The organism is Bradyrhizobium sp. HKCCYLS1011 (assembly GCF_051167795.1).
GTDB lineage: Bacteria > Pseudomonadota > Alphaproteobacteria > Rhizobiales > Xanthobacteraceae > Bradyrhizobium.
On the sequence record NZ_JBNPTT010000010.1, the window covers coordinates 144,973 to 157,901 of the forward strand.

Sequence of the window (12,929 nt, forward strand, 5' to 3'; positions counted from 1 at the left end):
TGCCTGTTCGACTAAGTGCGCCCGATAACCCGTTGTGAACGCTTGCGTTCCCCTTGAAGCGCAACACAATTTCGCGCCAAGAGCGGAACTACCTCGGCACGCTTCCGTGCGCGAGCCACCAACACATGGTCCGGTGGCACCTCTGTCCAAGCCGGTTCCTTGTCGTAGGGCTCTGACACCACGATCACCTGCTCGCCGTCCTCACGGAAATAGAGCGAGTTGGCGCTGTCATTCTCGGCGAAGCGAAACGCGAATAGGTCCTGACCATTGGACAGCGCCGAGGTGAAGCGCAATCGCTCGCGCAGACCGTCCTCATTGACCAGCTCGCAGAGCGTACGCAGCACATCGCGTGTCGCCGCCAGCGGATCCTGCTCGATGCCGGCACCGACAATGGCCAGAAACACGGCCTCTGAATCCGTGGTCCCGATCCGCGACGGATAGAGCGGATCGGGAATGAGAGCCTCGATCTTGCGGCGCAGCCTGTTCCAGCTGCCGACAAAGCCGTTGTGCATGAACAGCCAGCGGCCGCAGGCGAAGGGATGGCAGTTCTGGCGCGTCACCGCGGTCCCGGTCGCGGCGCGAACATGGGCGAAGAACAGATGCGACTGGAGGTGGCGGCAGAGATAGCGCAGGTTCTCGTCCGACCAGGCCGGACGGGTCTCGCGATAGAGCCCGGGCTCCGGATGATGGCCATACCAGCCGAGACCGAAGCCATCGCCATTGGTGCCTGCAGTCGACTCCAGCGCACGCAGGCTCTGCGCCACCAGCGAATGCTCGGGCTCGGTGACATAAGGCTCGAACGCAGTGATCTCACCGCGATAGGCAATCCAGCGGCACATCAAATAGCCTCCGGTTCAACGGATGAATGTGCGACGGAACGCGCAGGCCGTGTGCAATCGGCTGGCCGAGCCAGACGAACGTCTCGATGCCCTTCGCGGTGTTGCTGAAATGAAGGGCCCGATCTTGCGCACGCTGAAGGACGTGTCCTGATAGGCTGCGATCAGCCAGTCCAGCACGGGCTGTGATTGCCCCCATTGCGTTAAGAAGCGGTGCGGCTTGCTCTCATAGGTCGCGGCGCTGTCGACCAGGAACTCCTCGAACACACGCCCCGTCCTGCGATCGCAAACGGACATTGGCAGCGGCTTGCTCACGTGACCCTCTCGCAGAAAATCATGGGAAGCAAAAACGCACCACGGAAAGTCAAGTTCCGGCTGCGGAGGCGGCGCACGGGAACTCGTCGGGTCGAGCGGCGGATGAGATGCATCGGCGCGCGGCACCAGCCAGCCACACCAGCGCGCTCGCGGCTCCCGCGACCGCCGCTACCTTTCATAAATCTGTACCTTGCAATAAAAGATACCTTGCAATATATTCTTCCGGCCACCTGGCCAGGGCCGTACCGCTGCCATGACCGAACAGAACCAGATCCAGCTCAAGAAAGGCGCGCTCGAATTGTGCGTGCTGGCGTTGCTGGCGCGCGGCGAGAGCTACGCCTACGAGATTGCCAGCGCGCTGGCATCCGGCGTCGGCATGGGAGAAGGAACGATCTATCCCCTGATGCGGCGCATGCAGGATGACGGGCTGGTCGAAACCCGCCTTGCCGAATCCAACAGCGGCCCGCCGCGCAAATACTATCGCCTCACCCCGGCCGGCCGCGCCGCCTTCACGGCGCAGAAACGCGAGTGGCGAACGTTCACCGACGCCGTCAACAAGTTGCTGGGAGAACGCTGATGAACCGCGTCGCCTTCTTGACCATCCTCAATGACGGGCTCGCCGGGCTCCCCGCGCGCGAGGTCGACGATATCATCGCCGACTACATGTCCTATTTCGATGAAGCCGAGGCCGCCGGGCGGAGTGAGGTCGATGTCGCGGCAGCGCTGGGCGATCCGCGCCGGCTGGCGCGCGAATTGCGCGCCGAAACCGGGCTGCGCCACTGGGAAAATCGCCGCAGTCTGGGTAACTCCGCCGCCGCTTTGCTGGCGCTCGGGAGCCTGGCCACGGTCGACATCCTGGTCCTGCTCCCGCTGCTGTTCGCCGTCATGTTGGTCATGCTGGTGATTGGCCTCATCGTCTTCGTGCTCGGCATTGTCGGCATCGGACTGCTGCTCAGCCTGGTGAAGATCGGGCACTTCGCCTCGATCGCCGCGATGCTCTTGCGCGCGGTGGCGGGCATCGGACTGATCGCCGGCAGCGTCGGGGGCGGCGCGCTGCTGCTGCTGGCGCTCAACGGTGCGGTGAAGATGCTCGGAAACTACGCCCGGCTACACTATCGGCTGCTCAAGCCGGAACAGGACCCGATTAGTTAGGATCAGAGGTGCACCATGAACGAACGTCTCATAAGGATTGCGCTGGTGTCGCTGAGCATTGCGGCGGCGTGCGGGATATTCATCGTTCTGACTTCGGCAACGGATTGGATCGATGGCGACTACCGATCCTGGGCCGGCACGATGCGCAGCTGCGCATCGGCGAACAAGACCGGCGCGGGCGAGCGCCGCACCGTCGATCTCGACTGGCCCGGCAGCGAAATGGTCAAGATCAAGATTCCGGCGCAGGTGCATTTCCAGCCTGGACCCAAGCCACAGGCCAGCGTCAGCGGTGACGCCGACCTGGTCAGCCACGTGCGCCTGCACGATGGCACGTTGGAGTGGGATACGGTGGAATGGGACAACCTGGTCGATTGTTCTCCGGCGAAGGACCTCGTCGTCCACCTCTCCGGCCCCGCGGTCACGGCATGGACGCTGAACGGTTCGGGCCAACTCGATCTCTCCGACGTCAAGCAGGATGTGCTGCAGATCACCATGCACGGCAGCGGTGACGTCACCGCGAGCGGGGAGGTCCGCGAGGTCTCGCTCGAGGCCGCTGGCTCAGGCCGGGCTGATCTCGGACGGCTCACCACCCAGAAGACCACCGCGAACATCCACGGCAGCGGCGGTCTCAAGCTCGCCGACAGCAGGCAGGACGTGCTGCGCATCGCACTCCACGGGAGCGGCAGCGTCATCGCCAGCGGGGAGGCCAAGGAGGTTTCGCTCGAGTCCGCCGGTTCCGGACGCGCAGATCTTGGCGGGCTGATCGCGGACAAAGCCAGCGCGCAGATTCACGGTAGCGGGAACGTCGATCTGGCGCCGCGCCAGGACGCCGATATCTCCGTCTCCGGCAGTGCGGTGGTGAGATTGCATGGCGCCGTGGCGCGGATCAATTCGCACGTGTCGGGCTCAGGGCAAATCAAGCAGGTGCCGTAGATCTGCAGCCCTTGTGTAACAGGGAGAGACGTCGATGTCCGCTTCCAACCAATTCTGCAGATTCCTGTACATCGCGGGCTTCTGCCTCACGGCGACGCTGGCGCAGGCTGCTGGCCTCCGATCGATTGATATTCCCGCCGACGCCGATGGTCCGGCGATTCATGGCGCAATGTGGTATCCTTGCGCCGAGCCGCCGGGAGAGGTTCGTCTCGATCCCTTCACCTTGCCGGGCGTGAAGGATTGTCCGTTGCTCGGCGACAAGCTGCCGCTGGTCGTCGTGTCGCACGGCAAGGGCGGCAACTTCGCCGGCCATCATCACACCGGTGAAGTGCTCGCCGAGGCCGGATTCATTGTCGCGGCCATCAGTCACCCTGGTGACAATTCGTCCGATCTCAGCCGTTCGGACGACCTGTCCGTCTTTGTCGAACGGCCGCAGGACATCAAGCGCCTGATCGATTTCATGCTGCTCGCGTCTCCCGTCAGCACGGCGATCGATCGCGAACGGATCGGTTTATTCGGCTTCTCCCGCGGCGGCTACACCGGCCTCGTGGCAGTCGGGGCCAATCCGGACTGGGCAAAAGCCACCGCGATCTGCCAGCATTCGGCGAGCCACGCCTGCGCGCAGATCTTGCGGAAGGAATACCCCACCGAGCCTCCCACGCACGATCCGCGGATCAAGGCTATCGTCATTGCCGATCCGCTCGCCGTCACGTTGGGCGCAGACAGCCTCGCGTCGGTGAAGGTGCCGGTTCAATTGTGGGCCTCGGAGTATGGTGGTGACGGCGTGCTTCCTCACGATGTGGCCGCCGTCGACGCAAACCTTTCGGCTCCACACGACTATCGCGTGGTTCCGAACTCCTGGCACTTCTCGTTCCTGGCGCCCTGTTCACCAGCACTGCTGAGGCAGCGGCCCGAACTCTGCGTGGATCCTCCCCGCTTCGACCGCGCCGCGTTCTACGCGCGGTTCGACACCGAGATGATCGCATTCTTCCGGAAATGGCTGGCCCGGCCAGCGGAGTGAGGCGGAGGCGTCATTGCGAGCCACCCGGTCCGCCCAAAGCGCGGCCGGATGTCAGGCTCCGCAAAGCAATCCAGCTTCGCTCTGACCGGCGGCTCAAGACCGACGGCTCAAGATCGATGTCGATGTCGCGGCTCGGGCGATTTGGGCTGCGTCGAACGGCGTGCTGACACTTTTTTCATGCAGGGCGCCCCCCGAAGGAGATCAAATCTGCAAGTGACCTGCTGTTCGAGGCGCTGGCCGCCAAGCTTCCGAAGTCGTCTGAGTTGCGCCGACGACAGATGATTTGCGCGCAAAAATCGAATTTGTTTTGCTTTCAAGGCATTTGACTTGGCCCGCAGATTTGGCTTGGCGACCGCTCACAAGAACATCATTCTGATGCAGCCGCCCGATGAAGAATTTTGCTCTCCTCTTGCGCCGAACAGTGAAATTGCGCTGGCAGGACCGCTCCTGCAAATGATGCCATGACAAGCTGGTAAACCGACTTCAACGCCTGCCGGGAGATCCCCATAATGTCCGCTCTCAGATCCATCGCATCGGCTGCTCGCATGCGGCCTAATCTCATCCTGAGCGGGCTGTTTGCAGCTATCCTGGCGCTGTTCGTGTCCGTCCCCAGGCCAGCGGCCGCGGAGGACATCCGCATCGGCTATCAGCGATCATCGACCCTGACCGCGATCCTCAAGGCCAATGGCGAATTGGAAAAGGCGCTGGCGTCGCTCGGGATCAAGGTGACCTGGCATGAGTTTTCCAGCGGCCTGCCGCTGCTCGAAGCCATCAATATCGGCAGCATCGATTTCGGCGCCGATGTCGCCGACACCGTGCCCATTTTCGCCCAGGCCGCCGGCGCCAAGCTCGCTTATGTCGCCGAGGAAGCCGCCTCGCCCTCGGCGCAGGCGATCCTGGTGCCGACGGCGTCGGCGATCAAGACCTTGACCGAACTGAAAGGCAAGAGGGTCGCGGTGACCAAGGGCGCCGGCAGCCATTATCTGCTGCTCGCCGCGCTCGCGCGCACCGGCCTCAGCTTCAAGGACATCATGCCGGCCTATCTGCCGCCGGCTGACGGCCGCGCCGCCTTCGTCAGCAACAACGTCGATGTCTGGATCGCCTGGGACCCGTTCCTCACCAGCGTCATCAGGCAGTCCGGCGCGCGCGTGCTGGCCGACGGCTCGGATGGGCTCGCCAGCTACAAGCGCTATTACCTCGCATCCGCCGCTTATGCCGACGGCCACGCCGATGCGCTCAACGTGATCTTCACCAAGCTGGTCGAGACCGGGCAATGGGTGAAGGCGCATCCGGGCGATGCCGCGAACCTGCTCTCCGGTCTGTGGGGGATCGATGCCGCCACGGTGGAGGAAGCCAACAGCCACCGCTCCTACCGGGTCGGTGCGGTGACACCTGCCGGCCTCGCCGAGCAGCAGAAGATCGCCGATGCCTTTTTCGCAGAGCATTTGTTGCCGGCCAAGCTCGATACGTCAGCGATCAAAATCTGGCTACCCAGAGCGCCATGAGGCGATCCCGCGTGATAGAGAGTTCCGCCCCCGGCATTCATCGTGCCGACGTAGACTAGACTGAAGGAGACCACCGTGACGTCCCATCTCATCCCGCCGACCGACCGGACCACCGACCATCCGGCGCATCGCCTGTTCGTCGACCGCTGGTCGCCGCGCGGCTTCAGCAACGAAGCGATCCCGGAAAGCGAGTTGCTGACCTTCTTCGAGGCGGCACGCTGGGCGCCCTCCTCCTACAACTCGCAGCCATGGCGTTTCCTTTATGCGCTGCGCGGTACACCGGAATTCGACACCTTCCTCGGTCCGCTGGTCGAATTCAACCGCGGCTGGGCCCAGCACGCCGCCGCGCTGGTCTATGTGCTGTCGAAGAAGACGTTCACGCCCCTGGGCAAGACCGAGCCCACCCCCACGCGCACCCATTCCTTCGACGCCGGTGCCGCCTGGGCCAATTTCGCCCATCAGGCCGCCCTCTCCGGCTGGGCCAGCCACGGCATGAGCGGCTTCGACGTCGACGCCGCGCAGAAGGCGCTTCAGGTGCCGGAGCCTTTCGTCGTGGAAATCGCCGTGGCCGTCGGCCGCAAGGGTGATGGCGCGCATCTGCCGCCGCAACTGCAAGAGCGCGAGAAGCCGAGCCCGCGCCTGCCGGTCGCCGCTATAGCTGCCGCCGGCCTGTTTCCGCAGCGCTTCGCGGGCGAGTGATCGGTCGGGGGGCGGTACTGAAGCGTGCCGCCCCTGACGCTCTGCTGAAATTTATGGCAGAAGGGATGATTGACCGGTCCCTCGAATTCGCGAGTCCAGCATGCCGCCGCCGAAACCGCCCGCCTTCGAGACCTTGAGCCTGCATGCGGGCCAGCATCCTGATCCCGCCACCGGCGCCCGCGCGGTGCCGATCTATCAGACCACGTCCTACGTGTTCGAGGACGCCGAGCACGCGGCCGCGCTGTTCAATCTGGAGCGCGCCGGGCATATCTACACGCGGATCTCCAACCCGACGACGGCCGTGCTCGAGGAACGACTGGCCGCGCTCGAAGGCGGCGTCGGTGCCATCTGCACCGCGAGCGGACAGGCCGCGCTGCACCTGGCGATCGCCACGCTCTTGAACGCCGGCGACCACATCGTCGCCTCCGCCTCGCTCTATGGCGGCACCATCAACCTGCTCGCGCACACTTTGCCGCGCTTCGGCATCACGACCACGTTCGTGAAGCCGCGCGATCACGACGCCTTCCGTGCGGCGATCACGCCGAAGACGCGGCTCGTGATCGGCGAGACCATCGGCAATCCAGGGCTGGAGGTGCTCGACATTCCGAAGGTCGCTGAGATCGCACATGCCGCCGGCATTCCGCTCCTGATCGACAATACCTTCGCCACGCCCTATCTCAGCCAGCCGATCGCGCTCGGCGCCGACATCGTGATGCATTCGGTGACCAAATGGCTCGGAGGCCACGGCATCGCGATCGGCGGCGTCATCATCGACGGCGGTCATTTCGACTGGCGCGGCTCCGGCAAATTTGCCGTTTTGACCGAACCCTATGCCGGCTATCACGGCATCATCTTCGACGAGCAGTTCGGGCCGGCCGCCTTCATCATGCGCGCCCGCACCGAAGGCCTGCGCGACTTCGGCGCCTGCCTGTCGCCGACCAACGCTTTCCATCTGCTGCAGGGCGTCGAGACGCTGCCAGTGCGCATGGAGCGCCACGTGCAGAACACGTCCGCCGTCCTGGAATTCCTGAAGACGAACAAAGCCGTCGACTGGGTGGCGCATCCGACGCTTGAAACCCATCCGGATCATCTGCTTGCCAAGACGTTGCTGCCGCGCGGCGCCGGCTCGATCGTCTCCTTTGGCATCAAGGGCGGCCGGCCTGCGGGGCGCAAGTTCATCGAGAGCCTGAAGCTGATCAGCCATCTCGCCAATGTCGGCGACGCCAAGACGCTGGTCATCCATCCCGCCAGCACCACGCATCAGCAGATGGATGCCGCGCAGCTTAAAGCCGCAGGAATCGGCGAGGAGCTGGTGCGGCTGTCGGTCGGCATCGAGGCGGCGACTGATATCATCGACGATCTCGGACAGGCGCTGCGCGCCTCGCAGAAGGTGTGAGCCATGCAGCTTTCCGTTGATGGCCATGAAGCGTTCGTCTCGACCGGCGGCCGCAGCTTCGACGCCACCCTGCCCGCGGTCGTGTTCATCCACGGCGCCGGGTTCGACCATTCCGCGTGGGCGCTGCAAAGCCGCTGGTTTTCCCATCACGGCTTCGCCGTGCTGGTGCCCGACCTTCCCGGGCATGGACACTCCGCGGGGCCGGCGCTCAAGACCATTGCCGAGATGGCGGACTGGATCGTCGCGCTGCTCGAGGCGGCCGGCGCCAGGCCGGCGCATCTGATCGGCCACTCGATGGGGTCCTTGATCGCGCTCGAAGCGGCGGCACGGCATCCGGCACGTGTCAGCGCGCTCAGCCTGGTCGGTACCGCCGCGACCATGACGGTCGGACCTGATCTGCTCAAGGCAGCGGAGGCCAATGATCAGACCGCGATCGACATGGTCTCGATCTGGGGTTTGGGCCACAGCGCCGAGCTCGGCGGCAGCCGCGCGCCAGGCCTGTGGATGCACGGCACGGCGCAAGCGACCTTGAGGCGCTGTCCGCCCGGCGTGCTGTTTTCCGATCTCGCAGCCTGCAACAACTATCAGGACGCGCTGAATTCGGCCGGCAAGATCAAGGTGCCGACCACGTTGATCCTTGGCGAGAAGGACATGATGACTCCGGCGAAGGCCGGCAAGATGCTGGCCGCCGCGATCCCGCAGGCGCGCACCATCGTACTTGAAGGCGCCGGCCACATGATGATGGCGGAGCGGTCCGATGAGTTGCTGGTGGCGCTCAGTGCCGTCCCATCCCCGACGGATAGATGACGGTCGGGCGATACGGCACGACGGAATGCCCGAAATTCCTGCCATATTGCTGCTGAACGGCGGGGATGTTGACCGTGCCGACCTTGAGGTCCGATGATTTCGCGTCGATCGGCGGCGTGTTGTAGACCGGATTGACCTCGTCGACCTTGCGCTTCAGCCGCTCATTGATGCAGCCGAACGAAGTGTCGGCTTCTCCCTTGGCATCGGCACAGCGCCCTTTGTCGCCACCACCACTGCCGGCCTGTGCCCCGCCCGGGACCGAGGGCGTGGATGTCGGCGTACCGGTGTTGGAAGGGCTGGGTAGCAGCGGACTTGCGGGCGGCGCATCGACCGTCACCGGCGGCAAGGACCGCGGCTCTTCCGCTCGGGCCGAGCTCGACGTTGCCGATACCAACACCGCCACGGCGATCGCGAGCCTTGTCGCGGAGAGCTGCATCGTCACCTCCCGCCACGAACCTGCATCACCAGCGTGCTCAGCTTGCTGTTCAGTGCGGCGAGGTCCACGCGACCCACCGCGCCACCACCGAGACACCTGCGGCCGCAACCGCCGTTCACGGTTCTCACGCCGACGCTGCCCGGCGCACCAAAGGTCGCAACCGGCACGCTGCCGGTCAGCGGAAAGCCGCGCGCCGCGAGCTTTGCGCGCACGGCCACGCAATAATCGACCGACAGATAGGAGAAGCGCGTCTCGCCATGGCCTGCGCGATATTTCATCGTAGCCGTGCAGAGATCGCCGCCGGCGAGCCGCCACGCCTGCGCCAGATAGGTCACGCCATAATGGACATTGGTTTCGGGCGCCGCGAGCTCGGCATTGCTGCCGGAAAAGCCGAGCATGCGCGCGGTTGACGGCATGATCTGCATCAGCCCGATCTCGCCGGAGCCGCCGATCGCATTCGGATTGAAGCCGCTCTCGACCGCCATCACGGCCTCGGCGATCGCCGGCGCCAGCCCTTGCTGTTCCGCCTCCTTGGCGATCAGCGCCCGATAATAGGACTGCGCATCGCCTTGGTTTGCCGGAGCCTCCGGCTTGGCGGCGACCGACGCCTCGGGTTTGGCCGAGGAGACATCGGCATTGCCCGGCTCAGCGCGGAGCGGCGTGGCAATCATTGCAGCGAGCACGATCAACCTCGCGACCATGGACCGGCTGCGGTCGCTTCGCTCGCCCTTCGCCTGCAGCGGCCCCCGTTGCATCCTCATCAGCGCTCCGCACTCAGCTCTGATGCCACTACTGAACCGCCCGCGGCGCGTCGGGCTCCACGATCCGCTGCGTGCTCGTCGTCGGAGGCTGCGCCGCAGCCGCGTTGCCGGTTTGCGCGGCAGGCGCTCTGGCTTTGGCGAGAACGGCCAGCTCCTCGCGCAGGAAGCTCACGAGCTGCTGCATCAGATGATCCCAGATCTCGATCTGCGCGCGCACATAGGTCTGCGTCACCCCGCCCGCGAGCGAGAAATCGAGCGAAAGTGCCAGGAACGGCGGGCTCAATTGCAGGCGCGCGAAACGACGGCTTGCGTTCCAGCGGTTCACCACATCGAGCGGCAATTCGCCCTGCACCTGCAGCACCGCGATCAGCGCCACATCGACAAAGCTCTGCTCGTCGCCGGGCGCGGGGTTGCCCGGACGGATGTCGAACGCCAGGCCGTTGGTGGCGGAGCGCAGATAAGGGATGTTGGCGACCGGATCGGTCAAGCTCTCGACGCGATAGCCGGCGAGCTGAAACAGGTCGCGCAGGCCCTCGAGCGAAAGCTTGGTCAAGGTGGTGTCGGACATCGGAAACTCCGTCAGCGTCGTTCAGCTCGGTGGATTGCGGTTCTTCGGTCGGCGGATCAATGTCTCCGACCTCATTGCAAGGTCTCCGGCAAGGTCACCTGCTGCGGCCATGTGGAGCCGTTTGCCTCATGCTGCAGTGGGATTCGAGCCCGGTTGTCCGCCCCAATCACCGCCTGCACGGCGCGCAGGATGTCCGGCAGGACCTGTTCGGCCAGACAGTCGCATGTGGCGATGCCCAGCCGGACATGCTGCGCGGTCGTCCGAGGCGTGGCCGGCCGCCGCCCGTTTGCAGGGATCTGCACCACGCCCGAACGACCGACCACGATGTCACCGCTGAATCGGGCCTCGATCCGCAGGCTCGGTAACCGCGCATCCTCACCGAGTCTGTCGTTCACCGGCAGGCCGCGCAGGGTTGTTTGCAGGTCCGCGATCAGTTGCCGCAGATGGCGCAACGCCTCCTCGCTGCTGATGAGCCGGTCCTCGAGCGGCACGACACTGCCGAGCAACAGATCCGCTTCCACCACAATGCCGAAACGCTCGTCCTCAGCCACCGCCGGCATGGATCTGGATATCTCCCAGCGCGTCACCCGGTCGGCCCGCCTCTCATCACCATTGATCACGATGCTGGACTTGACCTTGATCTTCCGGACGCCGGCCTCGTCGCGCACGAACTCGTCACCGAACTGCAGCACGATGCTGCATCCGACCGCCAGCACATGCCGCCCGGGTGCGACCGTCATCGAGCTGCCGAAGCCGCTCGCCTCGAGCAGCGCGCGCAGGCGGTCCGGGGTCAGCATCAGCTCGGCTGGTGCGGTCGGCGCTGTTGGCATCGTGCGGCTATCTCGCAGGCGAGGACTGTTCGCCAACGAGGCTCGACAGCGCGAGCTCGTTGATGACGGGTGGGTGCTGCTTCAGGAGCTCGGCCACATAAGCGCGACGCAGCGCCGTTGCACGTTCGCTGCGGATCTGCTGCACCAGCGCATCGCGCACCTCCGGCAGCGTCCGCGTGTAGGACGCCTTGGTGTCGTTGAGCTTGATGATATGCCAGCCGTCGTCGAGCTTGATCGGATCCGAGACCATGTTCTTGGCGAGCTCCATCACGCGCGGACGGATTTCGGGGCGGATCTGAGTTTCGGGGACCCAGCCAAGCTCGCCGCCATTCTCCGCCTCGTTGACCTCATTGGCGATCGCGGCGAAGTCGGCGGCCGGCGCCTTCAGCTTGCGCTGGACCTCGTCGACGGCTTTCTTCGCCTTGTCCTCGGCCGCCTTGTCGGCATCCTTCGCCAACGGCACGAAGATCTGCGCCAGCTCGAATTGCCGCGGCACCAGGAACGAGGCGCGGTTGGCGTCATAGACCTTCTGCAGGTCGTCCTCGCTCGGGAAATTCGCCGGCGGCGCTGATACCGACTGGAGATAAAGCTCAACGACAGCGTTGTCGCGCACCTGTTGCAGCTGTTCGGCAACGTTCGGCTGCTGGTCCCACTTCTTGGCCACAACCTCCTGCAGCACCAGCCGGTTGGCCAGCATCAGCCGCACGGCCTGGCTGAGCAGCGCGGGATCCTGGCTCACGGCGGCGCGCTCGCGCGGGCCGAGCGAAGCGACATAGGCACGGATCTCATCCGCCGAGATGTTGGTCGCGCCGACGCGGGCGATCACATCATCATTCGTTTTGGCACTCGCCGCGCCCTGGGCCAGCGTGGTCGCAGCGCCCTGCGTGGCCGGCGGCGCCGTCGCGGCCGTGACCGGAGCAGCGGGCTTCGGCCTTACGGCCGGTTGAGCCTGGACCGGGCGGTTCGGGACAGCGCTTTGCGCCACCACGACCATCGGAACGCAGGTCAGTGCGCTCGTGACGGCGGCGAGGCGAACCAAACGGAAAGCGCTGACATCGCGAGAGTGACTCATTGTGCTGCCTTCTGATCGAGGAACTTGTCGTTGGTGTCTTGAATGCCGTTCTGGATTTCGACGCGGCGAAGCCCAAGCACCGGTTCTCGCGCTACAAGTGTGTCACCGATCGTGACACCTTGATAACGACCGAGCAGTTCCTGCCCGGCCTTGATCAGCTGCGTATTTTTGGCAACACAACCCTTGGTCGAGGCCTTGTAGGCCGTGGCCTCGCTTTCGAATTTGGCGCGCGCAGCATCCCTGTCGCGCGCGACATTGGCCGCCTCTTCATACGCGCTCTTCCATTTCTCCAGCGTCTCGTCGCGCTCGGCGAGCCGCCGGTTGAACTCCTCCACCGCCTCGCGATGCTGCTTCTCGACCTGACGGACCTCGGCCTTGGCGGCCTCGATCTGCACTTTCGCCGCCGCCTTCTCGCGCTCCGCCTCGGCGAGCTTGGCCTGCAGCTGCGCGCGCTGGTCTTCGAGTTGCCGGGTCTGCAGCGTCGCCGCGCGCAACGCCTCGCGCAGCTTGTCGGCTTCGGTTTCCGCGCGCGCCATCGTGATCTGCGAACACAAAACGGCAGCGGCGATCGTCAGGGGGATGATGCGCATCGTCATGA

At 64.9% G+C, this 12,929-nt stretch carries 16 protein-coding genes; 8 read left to right on the top strand and 8 right to left on the bottom strand.

Annotation, left to right across the window (positions count from 1 at the left end):
- Positions 1-11: 11 nt before the first annotated feature.
- Together ACQR1W_RS30020 and ACQR1W_RS30025 are read right to left on the bottom strand one after the other, a co-directional pair.
- Positions 12-839 (bottom strand): class II glutamine amidotransferase, encoded by an 828-nt coding sequence (locus ACQR1W_RS30020; RefSeq protein ID WP_434854145.1) that lies wholly within the window; start codon positions 837-839, stop codon positions 12-14.
- A gap of 15 nt (positions 840-854) precedes the next feature.
- A complete protein-coding gene (locus ACQR1W_RS30025) occupies positions 855-1,151 on the bottom strand; it encodes a hypothetical protein (RefSeq protein ID WP_434854146.1) in 297 nt (98 codons plus the stop codon).
- A gap of 253 nt (positions 1,152-1,404) precedes the next feature.
- Between ACQR1W_RS30025 and ACQR1W_RS30030 the strand changes: the two genes are divergently transcribed.
- The 8 genes from ACQR1W_RS30030 (at position 1,405) to ACQR1W_RS30065 (ending at position 8,664) form a co-directional block, all read left to right on the top strand.
- Positions 1,405-1,728 carry a PadR family transcriptional regulator gene (locus ACQR1W_RS30030; protein ID WP_434854147.1) on the top strand — a complete coding sequence of 108 codons (324 nt, stop codon included), beginning with the start codon at positions 1,405-1,407 and terminating at the stop codon, positions 1,726-1,728.
- Entirely contained in the window at positions 1,728-2,303 is a 576-nt protein-coding gene (locus ACQR1W_RS30035) for a DUF1700 domain-containing protein (RefSeq protein WP_434854148.1), read from the top strand. The genes ACQR1W_RS30030 and ACQR1W_RS30035 overlap by 1 nt, the downstream gene beginning before the upstream one ends.
- A gap of 15 nt (positions 2,304-2,318) precedes the next feature.
- Positions 2,319-3,236 carry a GIN domain-containing protein gene (locus tag ACQR1W_RS30040; RefSeq protein WP_434854149.1) on the top strand — a complete coding sequence of 306 codons (918 nt, stop codon included), beginning with the start codon at positions 2,319-2,321 and terminating at the stop codon, positions 3,234-3,236.
- A 34-nt stretch (positions 3,237-3,270) separates the two neighbouring features.
- Positions 3,271-4,257 (top strand): alpha/beta hydrolase family protein, encoded by a 987-nt coding sequence (locus tag ACQR1W_RS30045; RefSeq protein WP_434854150.1) that lies wholly within the window; start codon positions 3,271-3,273, stop codon positions 4,255-4,257.
- Between the two features lie 509 nt (positions 4,258-4,766).
- Positions 4,767-5,762 (top strand): aliphatic sulfonate ABC transporter substrate-binding protein, encoded by a 996-nt coding sequence (locus tag ACQR1W_RS30050; protein ID WP_434854151.1) that lies wholly within the window; start codon positions 4,767-4,769, stop codon positions 5,760-5,762.
- Positions 5,763-5,837: 75 nt separating this feature from the next.
- Positions 5,838-6,461: a nitroreductase family protein gene (locus tag ACQR1W_RS30055; RefSeq protein ID WP_434854152.1), complete on the top strand. Its 624-nt coding sequence runs from the start codon at positions 5,838-5,840 to the stop codon at positions 6,459-6,461.
- A 100-nt stretch (positions 6,462-6,561) separates the two neighbouring features.
- Positions 6,562-7,857 carry an O-acetylhomoserine aminocarboxypropyltransferase gene (locus ACQR1W_RS30060; protein WP_434854153.1) on the top strand — a complete coding sequence of 432 codons (1,296 nt, stop codon included), beginning with the start codon at positions 6,562-6,564 and terminating at the stop codon, positions 7,855-7,857.
- A gap of 3 nt (positions 7,858-7,860) precedes the next feature.
- Positions 7,861-8,664 (top strand): alpha/beta fold hydrolase, encoded by an 804-nt coding sequence (locus ACQR1W_RS30065; protein ID WP_434854154.1) that lies wholly within the window; start codon positions 7,861-7,863, stop codon positions 8,662-8,664.
- Here the strand turns inward: ACQR1W_RS30065 and ACQR1W_RS30070 are convergent.
- From ACQR1W_RS30070 to ACQR1W_RS30095, 6 genes are all read right to left on the bottom strand, one after another.
- Complete coding sequence (locus ACQR1W_RS30070) at positions 8,633-9,100, bottom strand: hypothetical protein (RefSeq protein WP_434854155.1); 468 nt, start codon at positions 9,098-9,100, stop codon at positions 8,633-8,635. The two genes, ACQR1W_RS30065 and ACQR1W_RS30070, sit on opposite strands and share 32 nt — an antisense overlap.
- 2 nt (positions 9,101-9,102) lie before the next feature.
- The gene (locus ACQR1W_RS30075; RefSeq protein ID WP_434854306.1) at positions 9,103-9,801 is read right to left on the bottom strand and encodes a lytic transglycosylase domain-containing protein; all 699 of its coding nucleotides are present in this window, start codon (positions 9,799-9,801) and stop codon (positions 9,103-9,105) included.
- 88 nt (positions 9,802-9,889) lie between these two features.
- Positions 9,890-10,429 (bottom strand): YbjN domain-containing protein, encoded by a 540-nt coding sequence (locus tag ACQR1W_RS30080; RefSeq protein WP_434854156.1) that lies wholly within the window; start codon positions 10,427-10,429, stop codon positions 9,890-9,892.
- Positions 10,430-10,500: 71 nt separating this feature from the next.
- Positions 10,501-11,259: a hypothetical protein gene (locus ACQR1W_RS30085; RefSeq protein ID WP_434854157.1), complete on the bottom strand. Its 759-nt coding sequence runs from the start codon at positions 11,257-11,259 to the stop codon at positions 10,501-10,503.
- A gap of 7 nt (positions 11,260-11,266) precedes the next feature.
- Entirely contained in the window at positions 11,267-12,331 is a 1,065-nt protein-coding gene (locus tag ACQR1W_RS30090; protein ID WP_434854158.1) for a peptidyl-prolyl cis-trans isomerase, read from the bottom strand.
- Positions 12,328-12,927, bottom strand: a complete 600-nt coding sequence (locus ACQR1W_RS30095) for a hypothetical protein (RefSeq protein ID WP_434854159.1) — start codon at positions 12,925-12,927, stop codon at positions 12,328-12,330. Before ACQR1W_RS30095 ends, ACQR1W_RS30090 begins: the two co-directional genes overlap by 4 nt.
- Positions 12,928-12,929 lie beyond the last annotated feature (2 nt).